The organism is Nonomuraea sp. NPDC059023 (genome assembly GCF_042740095.1).
Taxonomy (GTDB): Bacteria; Actinomycetota; Actinomycetes; order Streptosporangiales; family Streptosporangiaceae; genus Nonomuraea.
Genome location: NZ_JBHYIO010000068.1, coordinates 15,550 through 35,451, shown reverse-complemented (window position 1 = coordinate 35,451; position 19,902 = coordinate 15,550). Strand labels below are relative to the sequence as shown.

Here is a 19,902-nt window from a genome sequence, read left to right as displayed (position 1 = left end):
GTCCGGGATGTCCGCAGCGGAGGCCGGAGCGGTGCCCAGGCCGAGACCCAGTAGGACGACGAACGAGATGAGCGCGCTCTTGAGAATGCGCATTTTGAGGATGCTCCTCTTGGAGGTGACTTTGAATCTCGGCTCCGAAATGCAAGCCGATGGGCAGCGGCTATGAATCCGCTGGTCAGTTGGCCTCATCCACGAGGCCTGGGATACGCCCGTCTCCGGGCTCGTCCTCCGCACGCTCGGGAAGCTGCGGGAGGAACGCTTGGTAGGGCCACTCGCCCATCCACTGAACGCCGTCGAGCGTCAGGTAGCTCAGGCTGTCCACGAGCTATCGGACCCGTAGCAGCACGGACCAGGTGTCTGGCCCACAGATGCCGTCCCGCTCGATCCCGGCCGCCTCCTGGATGCCGAGGATGCCGTTGCGGTGCGCTTCGGTGAAGACGGTGTCGTCCACGCCATCCAAGCCGCCGTAGTCGCGGGCGAGCAGCAGGTAGTGCATGGTCTTGACGTGCCAGCCGCGGTCGCCCTTACGGAGCATCGGGAGCTTCTTCACCATGACCTCCGTAGGGTTCGGCGCTGGCTTGGGTGCGGGCTTCGCATCGGCCTCGTAGGGCGGGTTCCAGAAGCCCGCGATGACGCCGGCGCTGCGGACGCGTCTCTTGCACGCGTCTGCGGTGTTGCCTTCGATGGTCTGGACTCTGCCGTCGGACAGGATCTTCTCGATGATCCCGACGTGGTCGATCTTGGCGATGGTGTTGGTGCCGTCCCAGTCGAAGAACACGATCGCGCCTGGTTCAGCGAAACGGCGGATACTCTCAACCGTGCCAGCGTGCCAGCGGCCCAAGTCTCGGCCGTCCTCGGCGTGCCACACCGTGTAAGCCCTGTCTCCGTCCGGCAGGACCGCGGCGCCGTTGCCTGACTCGCGGGCAGCCTCGGTGATCGCGATGTTGCACCACGGAGCTCGCAAAAACTCATCGCCATGTCTGGCCGCGTAACGGCGCGTGAGGACGTTCGGCCGGCCAGCCGTACCCAGATAGGAGCGCATCGCGGCCAGCATGGTCTTGGCGCTCACGAGGCGGCCTCGCCGCGGTAGACGCCATCGGGGTCAGGCTCGCCGTACAAGGCGCGGAGGACGGCCTCCTCGTCGTCCTCGCTCGCCTCCCAGGGGCGGGTATCCACGCCAGCGGCAGTCAGATCAGCTTCGCTCATCTCACTCATCGTTCGCCTCCTTGCTCTTGTCCATGGCGTCGAGGTAGGCGGCCTTGAACCGGCTGAACTTCACCAGCAGCGCGATGACCATGGCGTCCACGAGGATCAGCGGCAGGATCGACGCCGCGGCGTCCGCTATCCCGTCCATGCGAGGCACCCAGCCCCGGATCGCGAGGACAGCGGCCACGCGCACGTAGGCGATCCAGATGGCGAGCACCAGCCCAGAGATCAAGTAGGCGGGAGACCGGATCGGCCACGCCGGCCGGAACTTGACTAGGAACCAGGACATCGGCACGATCCCGCCGAGGAGTCCTCCCCACAGCAGGATCGTGTTCACCCAGGTCATGCCTGACCTCCCGCCGCGTCCCTGAAGAGCCAGCGAGCGAAATGGTTGGCGGCGTTGCGCTGGCGGATGCTGGAAGCCAGCTCTTCGCCGTAGCGGCGTACCTGCTGGCCTTCCGCGGCGTCCTGTACGGCGCGCGAAGCTGACTCCTCCACTGCTGCTTCTGCGGCTGCGAGCTGCTCGGGTGTGGGCTTAGCCATCGACACTCCCGGGGCTGAGCTCAGAGAGGATCTTCTCTGTGGTCTCGGCGACCGCCAACGCCGGCGCGGTCATGCCCAGCGCCTGATCCAACAGCGCCTTCCTCGTGAGCGCGTGGGAGGTCTGCTCCATCTCGTACAGGTGCCAGGCGCGTTCTGTGTCCTTTTCGGCGTCGGCGATGCGGGCGTCCCGGTCGGCTCGGACGTCGTCCAGCGTGGAGCGCGGCACCAACCGGCCGGTGAAGATGAGCCACAGCACCGCGAGCAGAACGACGACGGCGCCGCCCTGCATGATCGGCAGCTGGATGAAGTCCAACACTCACCCCTTCGTGGTCAAGGCTGGGTGGAAGAGGTGGAGTGCCGCCCGCCCCGCACCCTCGGAGGGCCTCCCAGCCCAAAAAGACGGGCGGCACGATCAAGGTGTCCGCATCCGGACAGGCGCGTTCGGTGAACCGGGAGGATGCTGGAGGCGTCCCACAGCGTCCTCTCAACCTCAGGAGTCGCACGATGGGCCGGAAGAACCGCATCCCGCAGCCGATGCCGCGCAAGGTGACTGCCGTGTCCAAGCAGCGCGGCCTGTCGGGGATGAGTCACGCCACGCATCTCACGCTGACGATCTTCACGTGCGGGATTTGGGGCCTGTGCGTGTGGTTGCCGTGGTGGATGTTCCGCATGATCTTCCGGAAGAAGACCAAGACCACCTACCGGTACAAGTAGGTCACGCGTCGGCGCGAAGCTTCTCCAACTCGGCGCTCGCTTGGTCGAGTTCGGCCTTGAGGTGGAGGGCGAGCGCCTTCATCTGTGCGGCGTCGTTGAGCGCGTTGTTGCGCTGCTCTTCGAGGACCTGCGTGTACGCCTCGACGGGGACAGAAAGCTGCTGGTCGTTCATCGCGCGGGCTCCTTTGGTCTTGCATAGCGGTACGGCCCTTGGCCGTAGACATTGACCTCGTCGCGGCGGGGTTCGACGCGCAGCGGCGGAATGTCCTTGCGGATGGCTTTGACGAGCCAGAACACCTCCTGCATCGGTGTTCCTCGAACGGCGAAGACGCCGTTCCTCGGGCGTGAGGCAATGAGCGGCTCGGAGCCGGGAGTGGCCGCCGTCAGGTGGACGGTTCGCCCGGCCGTCGCAGTCAGGGTCTCGAAGTAGGCGGGGAGTTCGACCTCGGCCCGCCCCCTGCCGTCGAGTACGACGTCGCCCCAGTATTCGACGCCGTTGTGAGGCGATTCCGTGCAGGCGTGGATCAGCCAGCGGCTCGGGTCGGTCGTGTGCGGGATGATGAATGATTTGACATCCACACCGTTGTAGAGCCAGTTCCCGTTGAGATTCCCGTTGCTTGCATTAATGCTGATACCGTGCCCGCTCCCGCCTGCCTGGTATACGAGGCTCGCACCATTCCTGCTCAAAAAAAGTGTGCTGTTGGTGCCGATGGGCGTGCAATCGACGAACAGCGTCGCTTGGTGTCCGGCAAGGAGCAGCCGCCCCTGGAAGAGGTTCCCGGACTGGTTGTAAGTTCCGGTGAGGAAGTCGAAGGTTCCCGATGATTGACCTCCGGCACTCGCGGGGCTTTTTAGTTCCGCATAATTCGTTCCGGTGTCAGGGTAGAAGCGAATTGTGGGATCTGAAGCGCCGAGAGGGTTGATGACGATCCGTTCGCCGGAGAACGCGGTCGCCAACTCGCCGACGACCGAGACGTTTCCGGTGGCGGAGGCGATGCTCACGGTCTGCTGCCCGCTGCCGTTGAAGGCTGAGAATCCGTTGCCGTCCAGGACCGTGCGTGCGCCTGAGGCGGCACTCCTCAGCTCGAACGCGCCGGTGACGTCCAGCCACGCAGTCCGCGTTCCGCCAGCGTTGTAAATCTGCAGGCCGGTGACGTTGGACAGGTCGATGCGCGCACCACTCGTTGCGCTGCGCATGAAGAACACGCCGTTGGCCTGCAGGCTGACGAGCAGCACGTTGCTGCCGTTGTACATTTGCAGCCCGGTCGTGTTGAGTTCGGCCCGTGCCCCGGTGTCGGCAGTCTTGATGCGGGCACCGACGATGATGTCAGCGCCGATCGTCCCGGCCGTGATCTTAGATGCGGTCAGGTCCGAGATGTGCGCCGAGTCGATCAGCAAAGCCGTTGCAGTCGCCGACGTGGAAGCGCTCGACCTATTGCCAGCCTGATCCACGGCGATGACCTTCACATGCCGGACGCTGGTCTCCTCCACCTCTACCGAGCCGACTGCCGGGATACCCGCCGCGATCATGCCTGCGTGGGCGCTGACCTTGCCCTTCAACGTCGTCGCGTCCGGCGTGAAGGCCGACGACGCGCCCACGTGAACTTCGAGATGGTCGAGGTCGAGTTCGAGGTTGTAGGTGCCGCCAGAAGCCTTGCCGAGCGTGTGCGTGATCTGGATCGCCAGCCGCGACCCCGCCACCGTGGGAGGAGCTGGAGTGGACGGCGCGATCGTGTCCGGGTTCGCCGTCGCCGTCTCCGTCGCCGACCACGCGCCCACATTGGGCGGGACGGCAGCATCAACCGCGCGGATCTGGAAGTCGTAGTCCACGCCAGGACTGAGGTCCAGAATCTGGGCCTGTAGATCTCCCCAGGGCGCGTAGGCGATCTGCCACTCGGTGGCCGGGCTCACGCCGTACCGGATCTCGTAGTGGTGCCCGTCCAAGATCGTGGACCCGTCCGAGTTGGTCGGCAGCAGCCAGTTCACCAGGATGCGCGCTCTGGTGTTGCCGAGCCCGTCCTGGTAGACGCCCGTCGTGAACGGCAAATCCCACGACACCACGCCAGGGATCGTCGAGTCCGGGATCGGCCTCGGACCGACAGGTTCGGTACCCGCGCCGGTGAGACTGCGACCAAGCGAACCCACCACGACCGTCGTCCCGCCCGACTCGGGAACGAAGTAGTCCGTGAGGTTGATCCAGGTCCCGTCCTGGTGCCGGTAGGCGACCGTCATCTCACGCGTGACCGGCCACGACGCCTCAACCGCCCGAAGCTTGATCGGGTTGATGCGCTGGCCCCTGAACGTCACCTCGTTGCTCGTATCGAACAAGCCCGAGTCGGGGTCGTACACCCACACGTAGTCGCCGACCTCGAACGACCCGTCGATCTCAATCTCGTGAGCCATCAACCGCAGCGCGTTCCGGGTGCCCGTGAACCGGTTGAGCTGCAATTGAGCCCTGGCTTCCGCGTTCCCCGTCGAGGTGCCCGACTCGCTGACCAGCCGCACCCGCTTGACCGGGTTCCCGCGAATGTCCAGGTAGGGGTTGGAGATGATGTCCGCGTCACCTGTCGCCGTCGCGTCCCCTTCGCCCTGCGCGAGCAACACGACTCGCGTCGTGAAGTCCTCGACGTCCCGGCTGAGCTGCATATCCCCAGCCAGGCCCGTCAAGGTCAGGTCTCTGCCTGCACCTTTGCGGACGATCACACAGTCTGGGGTGGTCTTGAACAGGTTCGCGATCGGGCCGGCGTCCAGGGTGGCGTTGCCGTTGACCCGCCACTCGGCGTTCATCGTGGAGCAGACGTAGTTGATGGCCTTGCCGCGCGACTGCCAAACGTGCGTACCCGAGTAGGCGCCCGCGACGCTGTACAGGGTGCCGACCACGACGGCCGTGGAGGAACCCATGAGTGTCGTGATCGTGTTCGCGAAGGTCTGCCCAGTGATGTTCACGGGCGACTCGAACACTTCGCCCTTGTCGTCCGAGTCCCCAAGCCACAACGCCATGCCCTGGCCAGCGAGACGCGTGACGTCGTCGGCGTCCCGCTTGGTGAGGACGCCGACGTAGCGGGCCATCGTCAGCAGCGTGTCGCCGTACTCCGCCGGGTTTACGCGGCCGGGGACGATCGCGACGTGGCCGAAGTAGCCGAGCCGGTCAAGGACCTCGCGCGGCGTCCGCTCATCGAGCGTGAGACCCCACGAGCCGAGCCCCATGAGCTGCTCGTTCACCGTCACGCCGCCACCCCCAGAAGAAACACCAGCTCAAATCATATTGTGTACACAGTTGGAACCATGTACTCTTCATGGTGTGAGCGAGAAAGAGATTGGCCTCCGAGAGGCCCGCGCCCAGCTCGGAGACCTGGTTGCCAAGGCGCAGTACAACCACAAGGCCACGATCATCACCCGCAACGGAAGGCCCGCCGCCATGATCACACCGGTTCCGCAGTACATCGCCCTTCGCGACATCGCCATCTCCGTCACCGACCAGGGCGACTGGCGCGACGACGCCGTGGACGAATGGCTCGAAGCCGCCGCCGGGCTCGGCTACGGGTTCATCATCCTGGCCGTATACCAGGAGGGCGACGTCCTGGCCGTCGTCGCGCGGGACGAGCTCGTCGGCGACGAGAACATGGCCGGTGAGCGCATGACCCTCCGCATCACCCGCTCTGGCCTCATCGAGGAGGGCGACGGCGAGGAGGTCGGCATCGAGCCGGGCATCTACCTTCCCGAGCAGCACCCGGTCCAACCCAGCCCGTTCCCTAACGCGCCCAACACGGTCACCCTCTACCAGACCAACGGCCCACTCCTCGTCATCGGCCGTGGCCGCTCCACATGGTCGCTCAATGCGGCCGGGGACCACATGCTGGGCAGGTTCGCCAGCGACGCCCGCGCATGGCTGAACGGCGACTGGGAGCCGAACAAGAGTGACGGCCGGAACCGCGCCCGCCTTGATGAGGACCTCACCCCGATTGCCTCCTGGGACCCCGAGAGGAAGCTCTGTATCCTCGTCGAAACGGACAGCCTGGGCGGCGCGGCACGCGACTACATCGGCGCAGTTCCGGCTGAGTAACGCCTACCGCTTCACAGCCATCGTCACCTCAGGCATGCAGGCTATGTAGGCGTCCCGCAGGTTGGTGGCCTGGTCTCCAGACACAGCAGAGCCGCCTCCCGCCACTACACCAACGTAGAAGTCGAGCCAGGTCGTGGACGTCTTGGTGAGGCCGCCGTTCGCGTGCGCGTCGAAGTTCCGCGCGCTCCCGGCGATGGCGCGGTTGCCGTCGCCATCATTGGTCGTCTTGACCACGTACGAGGTCGAGTCCGTCATCGTCTCCGCCGACGCCAGGTAGACGTGAAGCGTCCCCGAGTCGCCGCGCTGGAGGTAGCCCTCCACAAAGCGGGAGCCGCGTCTGAGCGTGAGATCCAGTACGGCTCGGCCAACCGTTGAGCGATGCTCTGTGAGCCGGAGAACGCACATCTCGGGGTCGTTCCGCAGGATGGTCGCCGCCTCCCAGCGGGCGATCTGCGTGGTGCCGACCTCGACCCACCAAGCCTTCGTGCGCCAAGCTCCCGACGTAAAGGCAGCGATCTCCAGGGTGCCGCCGGACAGCAGCGGTCGTACTCTAACGAGGCCGTTGGTCAGCTCCCAGTCGTCGGCTTCGACCGCCTGGCCGACACCCACCCGCTCGTAGCCGACGCTCAGAATCCGGACACGCCCAATCAGGTATTCCTCAACGTCGCACCCCCAGCGCGGGCTGACGTTGGCAGGTACACCTCGATAGACGGTCATCGCCCCGTCCGCGCCGGTGCGGGTCATCGTGGACGGGATCGTGGAGCCGGTATAGTAGGCGTAGTGGCCGATCGGCGGCGCATGCCACCGCTCCCCCGTCAGCGAGAAGTCGTTCGCCCTAACAGCGCCGGTAAGACGGGACTCCAGATCCACGTCCGTGTCGGCACCGTGCCGGGCCAGCGCCAGCTTCCACTCGGCGATGACAGCGCCTTCGACGGCCCGGTCCATGATGTCCCCGGACGCTGTAGTCACCGTGTAGTAGCCGGACCTCTCCGGTTTGTCCTCCCAGATGACCGGCACCAGCAGCCCCTGCGAGCCGAGAGCCGACTCATACCGGTACACCACTTCCGGGCGGGTGAGCGGCGGCATCACCTCACGGCCTGCGACCTGGAGGACGCCGGCGCCGGTTTCCGTGACCTCCCACGTCTCCCGGACTGTGAACCGGCCGATCGTCAGGTCGCCCACGCCGTCTCCTTCTCCAAGGCGAGCAGGCGCTCACGCATCTGCTGGACGAAGCTCCGCACGCCGGCGTCAGCAGAGCGGAGATCGACGATGGCGTCCATGTTCACCACGAGGTCACCCGTGATCGTCACGCCGCCGGCCGATGCCCCGCCTCCAGAAAGAGAGACGTCAGATGACGCGGCGATGGATGCCGTCGAGGCGAGCCCAGCGACGGCGTCCTCCACCAGGCCCTGTGCCTTCTCGATGCCGACCGCCATACCTGCTGGCAGTTCTCGGCCGATCGCGGCGAAAACCTTGGACGGTGAGGCGATGCCGAGTGCGTCCTTGACCCACTGCGGCATGATCGACGAGAAGAAGTTGTAGATCGCATCCCGCAGCCAGTTCCACATGCCGACCAGCCCGTTCCACAACCCGATGATCAGGTCGTGGCCGACGTTGTAGAGCAGTCCGCCCAGGTTGCCGATCGCTCCGACGATCTGGCCGGGCAGGTTGCGGAACCAGTTCAGGACGTTGTTCACGCCGTTGCTGACGGCGTTGATGATGTTGTTCCAGGCGTTGCCGACGAAGTTCTTGACGTTCTCCCAGACTTCGTTCCAGCGCTGGCTGATCTGGCCGATGATGTTGGAGATCGTGTCCCGGATGGCGTTGATCCGCTCCGCGATCAGGTTGCGGATGTTGTTCCAGATCTCGGACACCTTGTCGCGTACGGACGACAGCCAGTTGCCGATCATCGTGGGGAGCTGGCCGAACCACTGGATGATGCCCTTGACCCAGTCGACGCCCTTCTGGAACCAATCGCGGATGCCCTGGATCAGGTCCGGGATGATCGAGTTGCCGACGAGCGTGTTGTAGAGCCACTCGAAGACATCCACGACGATCTGGATGGCGCCCTTGATGATCCCGGCCAGCCATTCGAAGACCGGCGCGAGACGCTCCACCAGCCACGAGATGACCGACGCGATGATCTCGATGAGTGGCGTGAGCACCGACACGATGAGGTTCAGCAGGATCTCGATCAACGGCATGACCGCTTGCACGATCTGCGCGAAGATCCCGACAAGCTGAGCCAGTAGTGGAGCGATCTCCTGGATCAGGCCCATGAGCGGCGTCAGGATCGCCATGACGAGTTCGAGGAGCACGTCGATCAGCGGCATCACAGCCTGGAGCAGCTGGCCGAACGTCGTCGCCACCAGGACGAGGACGGGTGCTATGGCCTCGATCAGCTTCACCAGAGCGGGTAGCACTGCCTGGATGAGCGGCATGAACGCCTGCAGCACTTGCAGGACGATCCCGATGAGCGGCGTGAGAGCCTTCATCGCGATGTCGATGATCACCGTGAGGACGGGCATCAGCGCCGTCAGCAGTTGGCCGACAATCCCCACCAGGCTCGTCAGCACAGGGGCGAGCGTCTGGATCAGCTGCACCCACAGCGGCAGGAACTGCAGCACCAGCGGAACGATCTGCTGGACGAGCTGAACAACCAGGCCGATGAGCGGCGTCAGCGCGGGTAGCAACCCGACCACGACCTGGAGGACCTGCAGCAGCGCAGGAGCGGCAGCCTGCATGGCGGAGACCAGCGCCTCGCCGATCTGCTTGACCAACTCGACAATGATCGGCAAGACCGGAGTGATGGCCTCCACGAGCATCGTGATCGCCTGTACGAGGATTCCGCCGACTTGGGCGGCGACCTGCGTCACCAGTTTGATCAGCGGCGTGAACACCGGCAGCAGGTCCGCGATGGCCTTCGCCAGCACCTGCACGAGCGGAGCGATCGCCCGCATCGCGTCGAGCAGGACCTGGCCGAGCGTCGCGGCGAGTTCGCCGATCACCGGCAGGAGCGGGGCGAGCGCCGTGGCGAGCGTGGCCCAGGCCTGGATGAACGTGGACACGAGCAGGCTGGCGATCTGCGCCAGGATCGGGATCAACGGTGTGATCGCAGGCAGGAGCTGGGCGACCCACAGCTCGACGACGCTGAGGATCACCGGGATGAGCGGCTGGATCGCGGCGATCAGCTGGCCGAACGCCTGCAGCAGCGCGCCACCGAGGACGGTGACGACCTGCTGGACGATGCCGATCAGCGGAGTGATCGCGGGCAGGAGGATGGCCAGGATGCCGGTCGCGAGCTGGATGATCTGCGCGGCCAGCGGCGCCACCGCCGCGAGGAACTGGCCGAGAGCCCCGACGATCGGCGTGATCAGCGGGACGATCGTGGCGAGCGCACCCGCGAAAGCGTTCGCCAGGAGGTCGGCGATCTGCACGAACACGGGCAGCAGCGGCAGCAACGCCTGGAACAGCTGCCCGACCGCGTTCAGGACGGCGCCGCCGAGAACGGACGCGATCTGCGCCAGCGTGGGCAGCAGCAGTGTTGCTGCGGTGACGAGCTGGGTCAGCGCGGATGTGGCGAGCGCCCCGACCTGGGTGATCAGCGGCGTCACCACGGCCAGCACCTGGCCGAGGGCGGCGACGAGCGGGCCGATCAGCGGGGTCAGCGCTGACACCGCCGTCAGGAACGTGCCCGCGAGGAGCGCGGCCAGTTCGCCGATGACGGGAAGGATCGGCGCGAGCGCGGTGAGCACGCCGCCGAGGACCTGCCCGAACTGGGCGAGGACCGGGCCCACGGCGCTGAAGGCCGCCGAGATGCCCTGCGCGACCGGTGATAGCGCGCCACCAATCCCAGCGATGGCCTGCCCGATCCCGGCGACGACAGCAGTGATACCGGGCAGCAGCGCAGCCGCGGCTTCGCCGATCTGCGCGAAGACCGGAGCGACCACCTCAAAGAGGCCGCCGATGGTCTCGCCCAGCGGCAGCAACGCGGGGCCGAGCGCGGCAACGGCGTCACCGAGCCCGCGAATGACCGCGACCAGGCCAGGCCCGAGAGCCGCGAGTGCGGGAACGATCGCCTGGATGGCGGAGGTGAGCACCGGCCCGAACGCGGTCGCGAGATCTGCGACGATCGGCGCGAGACTCCCGATCCCGGTGGCGATGGCCGTGATGACCGGCACCAGCGCTTGCCCGACCTGGGCGAGCGACCGGAATACGGAGACGAGGACCTGCTGACCCTCCATCGACCGGACCCAGGCGTTGGCGGCATCAACGAGCTGGCCGAGCGTCCCCAGCGCGGACACGCCTGCGGCATCCAGAGCGTTGAAGACTCCGCGGACGATGCCCCACAGATCGGCGAACAGCGCGCCCAACTGCTTGAGGACGCCGACTGCGTCTCGCATCCACTGCAGCGCGGTACCGGACAGCGAAATCTGGGTCAGCCAGTCCCCGAACCGCGCCGCCGCGGCAGCGATCCCCGGCACCAGCTCCGCGAGGAACCCCGCGCCTTCCTGCGCGAGCAGGAGGAACCCTTGCGCGAGCGGCTGGATAGCGACACCGCTTGCCTCAAGCGCCTGCCGCAACGAGATCAAGATGCCTTGTACTGCACTGACGGCAGTGCTCGACGTTGCGAAGTCCGCGGCCTGGCGGCCGAGGCGCCCGAAGGCGTCGGCCACGCCCTCCAGGTGGGGTCTGATCTGCTGGATCGCGGCGACGAACTGGTTGATCAGTCCAGGGCCGAGCCCAGAGAAGAACGCCTCCTGGATGGCCTGCTGGAAAGACTTGAGTGCCGGGACTGCGTCGCGGAACTCGATCGCGAAGGATTTCGCGGCAGGCGAGAGCGACTCGATCGCTTTCGTGAACTTCTCAACGTCACCGCTGAGGGCCGCCTTGAACGCGTCACCGACACCGGCGACAGCCAGCTTGAGCGTGACCATCGCGCCAGCGGCCAGCCCGATCGCGCCAGGCAGCGCGAGCAGGATTCCGGATGCGGGCGCCAGCGCCGCGGCGAGGCCGAGCACCTGAGTGGCTGCTGCGCCCGCGCCGGCGGCGAGGACGGAGAAGACTCCCGCGCCGGCGCCGAGCTTGGCGATCCCGGCGGTGACCTGGCCGAGGCTCGGCAGCAGCGCGCTCGTAAGGGAAGAGCCGAAGCGGCCTACCGCGTTGGTCGCGGTGCCGAGGCTGGGGATGAGGGCGCGGGTGAAGTTCTTGCCGAAGCGGTCTCCCGCTCCGCCGCCCTCACGTGCGATGGCATCACCGAGGGATCGGCCCGCGTCACGTCCGGCGTCGGAAAGGGGCTGGTTGAGCTCCTTCTCCAGCGCCCGGCGAAAGCCTCTGGCGCTGGGCAGGATCGTGACGTACGCAGAGCCGACCTCGGCCGCCATGCCTCACCCCCGAGATGCGTGGTGGAGACAGGCGGTTCGAGGTCAGGCAGATGCGGCTCGCGGCCGGAAGTTGGCCAGGTAGGCGACAACCTGGTCCGGGTCGCGATCGGTCTTGCCGTGGTGGACCGGCTCGGCTGTGGTCTTCTCAACGCCGGGGCGTGGGAACGGCTTGGGCTTACGACCCTTGCCGCCGGACCGCTGGTAGTTCGCAACCTTCAGCGCGTCGATCGCCGCAGCAAGAAGTTGCTCGTTCAGGCCCCACATGACGTCATTGCCGAGCAAGGAGCGGGCTAGTGCGGACTCGCGCGGCAAATGCGACAGGTAGGCGCGCAGTTGCCACCAGCTCATGGCGCCGGTGAACAGGTCCTTGATGGAGCGGCCGTGGTGGTAGTGGGATAGGTCCCACTCGATCGCCTCCCCGTGCTCGACTAGGAGCGCGTGGAGGCCCGAGATTCCCCCGGCTTCAGACCGGAATGCTCCGTCCACGCCTGGAAGAGGGCGTTCAGGGACCGGAGTTTCATCGGCTGAGCGTCGAACTCGTCGTAGTCGTCGCCCAGACCGAAGCGAAACGCCTGCTGCATGGCGGCTACGTCGCCCTGGTCGGCGGCGTTGAGCAGGCTGCGGTCGATGTCGTGCAGGTGCGGCAGGCTGTAGGAGCGGCCACCGAAGATGAACTCGAATCGTTCGCCAGCCGCTTCGGCCTCGACGGCGTCAAGGTCGAAGGCCTTACCTGGTTTGGTGGCGCCAGCAGCGGGCTTGGCTGCTCGGGGGCTTCTGGTGGTCATGCGCGGGTCCTTTCGTGCGGTGCGCGGGTGCAGGGTGGAAGCCGGGACGGACGCGGACCCGCGCGATTCGCGTCCATCCCGGGGTCTTGGCGATCTACGAGTACGACCAGTTCACGTCGTCGCTGAACTTGGTCAGCACGACGTCGGCGACCGGGTAGCAGGTGACCGTCACGTTGTAGGAGATCGTGTCGTCGTTCACGTACGTGATCTCTCCGCGCTCGGTGACCTCGCCGTCGGGCACGTAGATGCGGATGTGCTTGTCGCCGTCGAGGACGTCGAGGATGAACTTCTTACGCACGACGTTCGGCGTCTTCACGTCGATCTTGTAGCCGTTGACGCCGAGCGACTCCATCGTGGAGCCCTTGTGGAACAGCTCCAGCGTGGACGCCTTCGACTCGATCATCGTGAACTGCAGCGTCGCCTTGCTGGACGAAATCAGGGTGCGGACGATAGCGCCGCCCTGCCACGCCTGAATGTCCTGCGTGTCCTCGTCATACGCTTCGGTGACGCCGTCCTCGGAGATGTAACCCATGTCGTTGTAGGCAGCGGGCACGCTGGAGGTGGCCGAAGTTGGCGCGGTGGCGGAGGTGGGTCCGGCGTATACCGCACCCGTCACGGCCACCCTGACCTTGGCGGCATCAAGCGCCATCAGTGTCTCCTTGAAGGTTGGTGGTGATGCCGCAGGCGCGGCCATGGTGCGCGGGTCTAGCTGGTGCGGATCGACAACTGGACGGTCATCCACATGCGTGGAGAGCCGGTCTCCCGGTCGTCAGAGCGCGTCGGCCCGAGGAACTCCTCAACCTGGTAGCAGGCGGGGCCAAGCAAGGTGGTGCCCTTTAGTGCGTGGATCGCCGACCGGGCCGTCATCAGCAGGTCGAACGTGGCGGCGTCGTCCGGGGCCCACGCCCACACGTCGATGCGCGGCCGGTCGCGGACGATGTCGTTGACGCCGCCAACTCGCCGGATCTGCATCCATCGTTCTGGACGCTGCCGCGGTACACGCGTGCGTACGGGCACTCCAACGATGGGAGCCAGGTAGGCGCCGAGAAGTTCTTCGGTGTCCGGATACGTGGTCACGGCTACTGGCCTGCGGCGTCAATCGCGGTGCCGAGTGTCCGATACTTCTCCTCCTGGCCTTGCGCGCCGGGATGGTCAGCGACCACGACGCAGCGGGCTCGGGTGGAGCCGACGGAGGATTCGGCGTAGTAGTCGACGTCACCCTCGTGAGGCTCAACGCCGATCGCCTCGGCTGCGGCAGCCACCTGCTTGCCGCGGCGCAGCAGGTCACGTTCGACGGGCTTGGAGCGCAGCAGTTCCCGCATCCCTGCCGGGTTGAGGACTACGCGTACGGCCATGTCAGCCCTCCACTCGCCGGAGTTTCGCCTCGTAGTGGTGGATCCCTGCCGGGGTGTGGACGGGCCAGGGCGGGCCGTCGAGTTCGTACACGGTGCCGTCCCATTCGATCCGGTCGTTGGCGTCGATCCCAGACCGGTTGGTAATCAGCTTCCAGGCGCCGACGATCTCGTTGCGTCCGTCTGGTGTCTCTTCCGAGGCTGAGCTCTGGTCGATCCAGGCCTTGAAAGCGGTCCTGGTGGCGGCCCCGTAGTCGTACTCGGGGTTGCCGTACCGGTCCGTCCCCTGTGCCGGCCGGACTTGGGTCAGCAGGAGCGGCAGCAGCCGGTCGGGGATCACCGCAGCCTCACCGGGATAGTCGCAGCCCGCGCCCGGAAGCCAGCCGCGTCCAGCAGTTCCTTGTCAGCGGAAGTCAAGGACACGGCGGTGCCGACGCCGGGCTCTGCGAGCCGGTAGGAGTAGGAGCCGATCGTCTCGGACGTCAGCCCGCTCGTGGTGGTGGGTGCCGCCATGGTGCGGCCGACCATCCCGGCCACGACCGCGACCACAACGGGCGGGACGGTGGCGTACCCGTGCGTGTAGGTGACGCGGTATGTGGACGGCAGGTCATCTGCCTCGTAGACGGCTTCCGGCAGGTTGATGATGCAGGAGGTCCAGCCGGACACGTCGATAACGTCAAGGCCGTCCCAGCCCCAGCCGACGACCGTGATGTCCGGCGAGCCGTACATGCCCACCATCACGACCGAGGTGACCGCGGTGACGGGCCGTTTCGGCAGACGCACCACTCCCCCGCTGGCCCGCAGCACGACGGTTGTAGGAGCGGGTGGCGCGAAGTCTTGCCGGGTGTAGGCGCGCACGAGCGCGGAGGCGTCGTCAAGGAGTACCGATGCTCTGCCGGCCTCGTCGGAGGTGAAGGTCCGTCCCAGCCGCAGCTCGACGTCTTTCACGCACGCGAGAGCGGTCACCGCGGCCTCCTCACACGGTCAGGTGGGCGGTCGCCTCGACGGCTTCCACCCAGGTCTGCAGGTCCGGTGTCGGGTCGAGTTCGGCTGCGCGCGTCTTGGCCCGCTTGGATGCGGCCTTCCAGACCGGGAGTTTGCGCAGACGCCGGATCTCCGCCACCCACGCCTCAGGCTCGTCCCGATCGGCGAAGATTCCAGCGTCGCCGAGCGACTCACGCAGCCCCGGCGTCGGGTGGGCGACGACAGGGATGCCGCTGACCATCGCCTCGACGGCGACGCGCCCCCAGCTCTCGTATTCGCTGGGCACGAGCAGCACCTTGGTCCGCGCGTACACCGTGTCCCGCATCTGGTCGCCGGGCACGCACGTCTGGATTTCGACGTTCGGCAGATCCTTGACGATCTGCTGGCCGTAGGCGCCCATCACGCCGAGAAACTGGACGTCGGGCATGCGGCGGGCGATCTCCCAGAAGAGGCTGCCGCCCTTCTTCTCGCACAGGTTGATGAGCGTCACCCGGTCGCCCGGGGTCGTCTCGTAGTGGGCTGCGATCACTGGAGGCCGCACCACCACCGCCTGCGGCGGTTCCTCCACGTGCCGGTCCTGCCACCAGGACAGGCACGAGTCCCGCACCCAGTCCGAGTTGTAGACCACCAGCGCTGGACGCCGTTGCAACCACGAGCGTTCGTTATCGTGATCGTTGTGGAGAACGTGCACGACCGGGACGCCGTACATCTCCCCCAGCACCGTCGCCCGCGGCGTGTTCATCAGATGGGTGACGATCACGTGTGGTCGCCTGGCATCGTCCAGCAGCCACTCGAACGGGTCGCCCTTGCCGCGCCGCGGGTGCACCCGCACCCCGTCGAGCGTGTACGGCTGCTCGATCGCGGACGGCTCGATGATGAGCACATCCACCTCGTGACCGCGCTGGACGAGAGCGGCCAGCAGGGTGTGCATGGCCCACTCGGCGCCGGCGTTCCCGGTCGGTGGATACAGGTGGAGCATGGCCAGGACGCGCACGAGGGCCTCCAAGATGCCACCCCAGAGGATTGCTCTGGGGTGGCGCGCGGGTCAGAGGACGGATCAGGAGTAGGTGTAGGAAGCGGCGCGAAGCACGCCGAACGGGTAGCGCGTCGCAGCGTTCGCGTTGAGCGCCGTAATCGGGTTCGCGGTCGCGAAGGCGAGCCGCATGACGGCGCGGAGCGCGACGGCGTCCTGCTGCATGAGGTTCAGCACGACAGCGTTGGAGTTGTCGGTGATGACGCCTTCGGTGAACATCTTGAACGTGATGTCCTGCCGCATGCCGATGATCGCCTTGCTCCAGTCGCCCGCGATCAGCTCCGCCTCGGTGGCGTTCCAGGCTCCGTTGGCGACCTCGTTCAGCGGGTAGCCGTACAGGGTGCCGCCGGGGCGGCCCTGAAGGTCCGGCTGGTAGATCGGGTGGCCGTCGGTTGCCCGAAGACCCACGAGCTTCCAGTTCAGGCCAGGACGCGAGGCGAACGCGCTGACCGGGAAACCGTCCTTGGCCAGCAGCTCGCCGAGCTGCGACACGTTCAGCGCCAGATCCGTGCCGGCGGTGACGACGTTGCCCGCGGCGACGGCGCTCTGGTAGATCGGGTTACCCCACGTGGACGGCTTCGAGACGCCGAACAGCGTCGCGGCGTCGATCGCGACACCGAACGCCTCCACGATGCGCGGGCGCACCTCGTCCCAGATCGGCACCTGAGCGTCGTCCAGGTACGCCTCCGGGATCGGCACGATCACGGCGAGTTCCTCGACGACGAGCTCGACGTTCTTCCAGTCCTGAGCAGAGGTCTGCTTCAGCCCGGTGTCGCCGTTGACGAAGTACGCCGTCGGCAGCGCGTCCAGGACAGGCTGCCGCTGAGTGCGAGACGACATCCGCACCTGGCGGGCGCGCTGCAGCATCACCGACTGGCCCGGCAGCTCCTGAATGATCTGGTTGCTCACCGGCACCGGCACCAGCGGGTCGTTGCTGGCGTCCCTGCTGATGATGGAGTTGTAGGGCACGGGGCTCTCCTTTCAAGGCATGCAGCGGCCCCGGGCCCCGTGCAGGAGTTCCGGTAGCTGCGTGATCAGGTGTTAGGTACGGTGCGCCAGGCTGCGCAGCCAGGCGTCCGGGTCGGGGTCGCTGCCTCCGGGCGCGGCGCCGGGCTTCAGTGACTCCACGGGCCGCGTCTGTGGCGGCGCTGCGGGAGCGACAGGCGGCACGACAGCGGCGAGCTTCGCGGCCAGTAGCTCCGCCCGTTCGTTGATCTGCTCCTCGGTGCCATCACCGAGAAGGTCGATCAGCTCAGCCGGAATGCCGTGGACGGTCGCGGCCATAAGGCGCGCGTTCTGCGCTGTGAGTGCGGCCAGCTGCTTCTCCGCAGACTGCGCGCGGTCTTGCATGCGCTGCTGCTCGGTCTTCTGCGCGTCCTCGTACTCGGCGAGCCGCTTGGCCGCGTCAGCGTTTGCCTTGGCCGCGGTCTCGTGCTTGCGGGCCAACGCCTTCCACTTGGCTACGTCGGCTGCTGTCGGTCCGGGCTTGACGGCTCCCTTGTCGGGCTCCGCCTGTTCCGGCGTCTCGGACGGCTCGACGGTTTCGATCGCCTCAGCGAGCGTCTGCTCGACGTCAGCGTCGATCTCAGGCGCGGTTTCAGACATGGACAACTCCCATGGCGGGATAGCCCCGCCATGTCGGCGAGGGTGTGGGCATGAAAGAGAGCCGTCGCCATGTCGGCTCCGGCACTGGGAAAGGTCAGTTCGTTGAGGGCTCAGCCGCTGTTGCGGCTGTCCCAGTGGCGGCGCCACGCCTTACGCGCGTCGGCCCCGCTCTGCCCGACGGTGGCCTTCTGCCACTGCTCGTACAGGTCGCGGCTGTGCTGCAGCCACGCCTCATCCCGGCTCCAGACCGGGACAGCCATACAGGCACAGTGGTCGTGCGCCTGGAAGCTCGCCGTCCGCTTGGACCGGAACACAGGCCCGCGGGAGGCGAGCATGGCGCACCACGAGCACGGGTCCTTGTCCGTGATCCGCGCCCAGCCGATCGCGCGCTCATCCCGCTGGACGTTGCCGAGGATCGCGTCCCGGCCGCCAGAGAGCACCAGTCGCGACACCGATCCAGACAGGCTCACTCCGGCGAGATGGAGAGCCTCCTCCGGAGTCCGGCCGAGAGCTATGGCCCGCTTGAAGGCGGCAATCCCAGTAGCGTCCAAGGCGACCTTGAGAAGTTCGTCCGCCAACGCCTCCGGCGTCACCGGCAGGTAGAAGCCTGGCACGCCTGCTTCGGTCCTGGCCTGCTCGTAGTAGGCGTTCGCAACAGCGGCTGACGCCGTGTGCTGCTGGCGCGTAGAAGCCGCGAGCATCGAGCGGATCGCCGGCCAAGTCCGGTCAGCGTTCTGCGTGTCGAACAGGGCTCGCAGGAGCGTCACAACGTCGCGAGTCACAGCGCCGCGGAGGGCAACCTGTTGGACCCGATGCTGCTCGGCGAGTTGCTCAACCTGCGGGCTGGCCATCCACCAGCTCCGGCTCCTCGGCGGCCCCGCCCATCTGGCGTTCCAGCATGGCGTTCATCTGCTGGAGTACGTCCGCTTCCGCCGCCGTCGCCTTCCAGCGCTCCACGTCGGTCTGGGTGACACCAGGGATCTTCTCCCAGAGTTCCCGCTGCGGCACACCGAGCATCTGCGACAGCTTGCCGAGCGCGTCCACCGTGGCAGCGAGGGCCCGCGACGAGGTGTCCCTCCACACAACCTGTGCCGCATCGTCCGTCCACGCCGTCTCATCGGCCGCCGCGAGCCCTGCGAGGCGGAGCGTCTGCTCATGCGCCTCACCGAACGAGCTCTTGCGCTCCTCCACCTTCCGGTCGAGGCCGTCGCGAGCGGCGACCAGAGACTCGGCGGACAGGTTGGCCATCTGGCCCAGCAGGTAGTACGGCGGGGTTTGGCTGATGGTCGCCATCTCCCGGATGGACTCCTCGCGCGAACGCAGGTAGCCCTCAAGGGACGTTTCTCCGAACTCGCCGAACTTGGTGTCGGAGTCCACCGCTTGAAGAAGCCGGTTTACTCCGACTTGGAAAGGCTCGACCACGTTGCCTTCGGCATCCAGCACCGGCGCCATGCCAGTCACCCATCGCTGCCTGAACGCCGAATACTGTTGAGCCATCAACAGGTTGAACGTCGTCGAGTTGATCTGGTCCTGAAGCTCGATCAACGGCTCGACCTCGCCAGCGACCGCCTCATCCTCGTCCAGATTCAGCTCGTTGACGTAACGGACGACCGGACAGACTCCAAGGTCGTGATCTTCCTTGGAGACGTAGCGGACGGACCTGCCCTCGATGTCGCCGGTGAATCGCCAGGTCGCAGTGTTGTCGTACAGACGGATGAGCTGGCGGGCGACCAGTTTGCCGTCAGCAGCCTTGATCCGCTCGCTGGTGACTTCGATGGAGTAGATCGGCCACTCGTCGTTGGCAGGATCGGCGTAGAAGGCGGTCATCCGGCGCGGCGTCATCGGCGTGATCACCGGCACTGGCTGGCCAGGCAGGACCGTCGCGTACGAGATGCCGTACTTCAGCGCGGCCCGGTGAATACCGTGCTGGCGCGCGTCCATCCGATTGGCCTGCCAGAACTTCCACACCTTCGAGTTCTCGTCCGAGCCAGTCGGCCGGTAGCCGTCCACATACAGGTTTTGGGCCACCACGCTGACCACCAGCTGCAGCATGTTGACCTTGGCTCGGCTCCGGAGCCAGTGGTACTCATCGCGGGCCGACTTCGGCACGTAGACGCTGCTGTGATCGCCCCGCGAGTAGGCGGCGATTCGCTCCAGCCGCACCTGCTCAGGCTCCCGCAACCGAAGCAGAGTCCTGACAGTGGCCTCAGCCTGTTCCTGGTTGAGCGCCACC

24 protein-coding genes are annotated in these 19,902 nt (G+C 66.5%); 2 read left to right on the top strand and 22 right to left on the bottom strand.

The window, feature by feature from the left end:
* Positions 1-175: 175 nt before the first annotated feature.
* The 6 genes from ACFWYW_RS55705 to ACFWYW_RS55680 are packed head-to-tail and all read right to left on the bottom strand — an operon-like array spanning position 176 to position 2,062.
* On the bottom strand, positions 176-322 hold the full coding sequence (locus ACFWYW_RS55705; RefSeq protein ID WP_379641396.1) for a hypothetical protein: 147 nt from the start codon (positions 320-322) through the stop codon (positions 176-178).
* 3 nt (positions 323-325) lie between these two features.
* Complete coding sequence (locus ACFWYW_RS55700; RefSeq protein ID WP_379625702.1) at positions 326-1,069, bottom strand: CHAP domain-containing protein; 744 nt, start codon at positions 1,067-1,069, stop codon at positions 326-328.
* Positions 1,066-1,215 (bottom strand): hypothetical protein, encoded by a 150-nt coding sequence (locus ACFWYW_RS55695; protein ID WP_379625704.1) that lies wholly within the window; start codon positions 1,213-1,215, stop codon positions 1,066-1,068. The genes ACFWYW_RS55700 and ACFWYW_RS55695 overlap by 4 nt, the downstream gene beginning before the upstream one ends.
* The gene (locus ACFWYW_RS55690; RefSeq protein WP_379625706.1) at positions 1,208-1,552 is read right to left on the bottom strand and encodes a hypothetical protein; all 345 of its coding nucleotides are present in this window, start codon (positions 1,550-1,552) and stop codon (positions 1,208-1,210) included. Before ACFWYW_RS55690 ends, ACFWYW_RS55695 begins: the two co-directional genes overlap by 8 nt.
* Complete coding sequence (locus ACFWYW_RS55685) at positions 1,549-1,749, bottom strand: hypothetical protein (RefSeq protein ID WP_379625708.1); 201 nt, start codon at positions 1,747-1,749, stop codon at positions 1,549-1,551. The genes ACFWYW_RS55690 and ACFWYW_RS55685 overlap by 4 nt, the downstream gene beginning before the upstream one ends.
* Positions 1,742-2,062: a hypothetical protein gene (locus tag ACFWYW_RS55680; protein WP_379625710.1), complete on the bottom strand. Its 321-nt coding sequence runs from the start codon at positions 2,060-2,062 to the stop codon at positions 1,742-1,744. The genes ACFWYW_RS55685 and ACFWYW_RS55680 overlap by 8 nt, the downstream gene beginning before the upstream one ends.
* Before the next feature lie 191 nt (positions 2,063-2,253).
* Between ACFWYW_RS55680 and ACFWYW_RS55675 the strand changes: the two genes are divergently transcribed.
* Positions 2,254-2,463, top strand: coding sequence for a hypothetical protein (locus ACFWYW_RS55675; RefSeq protein ID WP_379625712.1), 210 nt, complete (start codon positions 2,254-2,256; stop codon positions 2,461-2,463).
* A gap of 1 nt (position 2,464) precedes the next feature.
* On the opposite strand, the gene ACFWYW_RS55670 is transcribed toward ACFWYW_RS55675, so the two are convergent.
* Both ACFWYW_RS55670 and ACFWYW_RS55665 read right to left on the bottom strand, forming a co-directional pair.
* Positions 2,465-2,635, bottom strand: coding sequence for a hypothetical protein (locus tag ACFWYW_RS55670; RefSeq protein WP_379625714.1), 171 nt, complete (start codon positions 2,633-2,635; stop codon positions 2,465-2,467).
* Positions 2,632-5,691 carry a hypothetical protein gene (locus tag ACFWYW_RS55665; protein WP_379625716.1) on the bottom strand — a complete coding sequence of 1,020 codons (3,060 nt, stop codon included), beginning with the start codon at positions 5,689-5,691 and terminating at the stop codon, positions 2,632-2,634. The genes ACFWYW_RS55670 and ACFWYW_RS55665 overlap by 4 nt, the downstream gene beginning before the upstream one ends.
* A gap of 73 nt (positions 5,692-5,764) precedes the next feature.
* Between ACFWYW_RS55665 and ACFWYW_RS55660 the strand changes: the two genes are divergently transcribed.
* Positions 5,765-6,526: a type II toxin-antitoxin system Phd/YefM family antitoxin gene (locus ACFWYW_RS55660; RefSeq protein ID WP_379625718.1), complete on the top strand. Its 762-nt coding sequence runs from the start codon at positions 5,765-5,767 to the stop codon at positions 6,524-6,526.
* A 3-nt stretch (positions 6,527-6,529) separates the two neighbouring features.
* On the opposite strand, the gene ACFWYW_RS55655 is transcribed toward ACFWYW_RS55660, so the two are convergent.
* From ACFWYW_RS55655 to ACFWYW_RS55590, 14 genes are all read right to left on the bottom strand, one after another.
* Positions 6,530-7,708, bottom strand: coding sequence for a hypothetical protein (locus ACFWYW_RS55655; protein ID WP_379625720.1), 1,179 nt, complete (start codon positions 7,706-7,708; stop codon positions 6,530-6,532).
* Positions 7,696-11,910 carry a hypothetical protein gene (locus ACFWYW_RS55650; protein ID WP_379625722.1) on the bottom strand — a complete coding sequence of 1,405 codons (4,215 nt, stop codon included), beginning with the start codon at positions 11,908-11,910 and terminating at the stop codon, positions 7,696-7,698. Before ACFWYW_RS55650 ends, ACFWYW_RS55655 begins: the two co-directional genes overlap by 13 nt.
* 42 nt (positions 11,911-11,952) lie before the next feature.
* Positions 11,953-12,396, bottom strand: coding sequence for a hypothetical protein (locus tag ACFWYW_RS55645; RefSeq protein ID WP_379625724.1), 444 nt, complete (start codon positions 12,394-12,396; stop codon positions 11,953-11,955).
* Positions 12,339-12,695, bottom strand: coding sequence for a hypothetical protein (locus ACFWYW_RS55640; RefSeq protein ID WP_379625726.1), 357 nt, complete (start codon positions 12,693-12,695; stop codon positions 12,339-12,341). The genes ACFWYW_RS55645 and ACFWYW_RS55640 overlap by 58 nt, the downstream gene beginning before the upstream one ends.
* A 94-nt stretch (positions 12,696-12,789) precedes the next feature.
* Positions 12,790-13,344 carry a hypothetical protein gene (locus tag ACFWYW_RS55635; RefSeq protein WP_379625728.1) on the bottom strand — a complete coding sequence of 185 codons (555 nt, stop codon included), beginning with the start codon at positions 13,342-13,344 and terminating at the stop codon, positions 12,790-12,792.
* Positions 13,345-13,400: 56 nt separating this feature from the next.
* A complete protein-coding gene (locus tag ACFWYW_RS55630; protein ID WP_379625730.1) occupies positions 13,401-13,667 on the bottom strand; it encodes a hypothetical protein in 267 nt (88 codons plus the stop codon).
* A 107-nt stretch (positions 13,668-13,774) separates the two neighbouring features.
* Positions 13,775-14,050 carry a hypothetical protein gene (locus tag ACFWYW_RS55625; protein ID WP_379625732.1) on the bottom strand — a complete coding sequence of 92 codons (276 nt, stop codon included), beginning with the start codon at positions 14,048-14,050 and terminating at the stop codon, positions 13,775-13,777.
* Between the two features lies 1 nt (position 14,051).
* Positions 14,052-14,387, bottom strand: coding sequence for a hypothetical protein (locus ACFWYW_RS55620; protein WP_379625734.1), 336 nt, complete (start codon positions 14,385-14,387; stop codon positions 14,052-14,054).
* A complete protein-coding gene (locus ACFWYW_RS55615; protein WP_379625736.1) occupies positions 14,384-15,013 on the bottom strand; it encodes a hypothetical protein in 630 nt (209 codons plus the stop codon). Before ACFWYW_RS55615 ends, ACFWYW_RS55620 begins: the two co-directional genes overlap by 4 nt.
* Positions 15,014-15,023: 10 nt before the next feature.
* Positions 15,024-16,037, bottom strand: coding sequence for a glycosyltransferase family 4 protein (locus tag ACFWYW_RS55610; RefSeq protein ID WP_379625738.1), 1,014 nt, complete (start codon positions 16,035-16,037; stop codon positions 15,024-15,026).
* A gap of 51 nt (positions 16,038-16,088) precedes the next feature.
* Complete coding sequence (locus ACFWYW_RS55605; protein WP_379625740.1) at positions 16,089-17,033, bottom strand: phage major capsid protein; 945 nt, start codon at positions 17,031-17,033, stop codon at positions 16,089-16,091.
* A gap of 72 nt (positions 17,034-17,105) precedes the next feature.
* On the bottom strand, positions 17,106-17,669 hold the full coding sequence (locus tag ACFWYW_RS55600; RefSeq protein WP_379625742.1) for a hypothetical protein: 564 nt from the start codon (positions 17,667-17,669) through the stop codon (positions 17,106-17,108).
* Positions 17,670-17,779: 110 nt separating this feature from the next.
* Positions 17,780-18,520 (bottom strand): hypothetical protein, encoded by a 741-nt coding sequence (locus tag ACFWYW_RS55595; RefSeq protein WP_379641395.1) that lies wholly within the window; start codon positions 18,518-18,520, stop codon positions 17,780-17,782.
* Positions 18,501-19,901, bottom strand: a complete 1,401-nt coding sequence (locus ACFWYW_RS55590; RefSeq protein WP_379625746.1) for a phage portal protein — start codon at positions 19,899-19,901, stop codon at positions 18,501-18,503. The genes ACFWYW_RS55595 and ACFWYW_RS55590 overlap by 20 nt, the downstream gene beginning before the upstream one ends.
* Between the last annotated feature and the right edge of the window lies 1 nt (position 19,902).

Bases quoted from the DNA above. Each gene is read 5' to 3' on its own strand.
- ACFWYW_RS55690 (WP_379625706.1), bottom strand. From the start codon at position 1,552: ATGACCTGGGTGAACACGATCCTGCTGTGGGGAGGACTCCTCGGCGGG.
- ACFWYW_RS55670 (WP_379625714.1), bottom strand. From the start codon at position 2,635: ATGAACGACCAGCAGCTTTCTGTCCCCGTCGAGGCGTACACGCAGGTC.
- ACFWYW_RS55600 (WP_379625742.1), bottom strand. From the start codon at position 17,669: ATGTCTGAAACCGCGCCTGAGATCGACGCTGACGTCGAGCAGACGCTC.
- ACFWYW_RS55675 (WP_379625712.1), top strand. From the start codon at position 2,254: ATGGGCCGGAAGAACCGCATCCCGCAGCCGATGCCGCGCAAGGTGACT.
- ACFWYW_RS55635 (WP_379625728.1), bottom strand. From the start codon at position 13,344: ATGGCGCTTGATGCCGCCAAGGTCAGGGTGGCCGTGACGGGTGCGGTA.
- ACFWYW_RS55695 (WP_379625704.1), bottom strand. From the start codon at position 1,215: ATGAGTGAGATGAGCGAAGCTGATCTGACTGCCGCTGGCGTGGATACC.
- ACFWYW_RS55630 (WP_379625730.1), bottom strand. From the start codon at position 13,667: ATGCAGATCCGGCGAGTTGGCGGCGTCAACGACATCGTCCGCGACCGG.
- ACFWYW_RS55650 (WP_379625722.1), bottom strand. From the start codon at position 11,910: ATGGCGGCCGAGGTCGGCTCTGCGTACGTCACGATCCTGCCCAGCGCC.
- ACFWYW_RS55595 (WP_379641395.1), bottom strand. From the start codon at position 18,520: ATGGCCAGCCCGCAGGTTGAGCAACTCGCCGAGCAGCATCGGGTCCAA.
- ACFWYW_RS55685 (WP_379625708.1), bottom strand. From the start codon at position 1,749: ATGGCTAAGCCCACACCCGAGCAGCTCGCAGCCGCAGAAGCAGCAGTG.
- ACFWYW_RS55625 (WP_379625732.1), bottom strand. From the start codon at position 14,050: ATGGCCGTACGCGTAGTCCTCAACCCGGCAGGGATGCGGGAACTGCTG.
- ACFWYW_RS55640 (WP_379625726.1), bottom strand. From the start codon at position 12,695: ATGACCACCAGAAGCCCCCGAGCAGCCAAGCCCGCTGCTGGCGCCACC.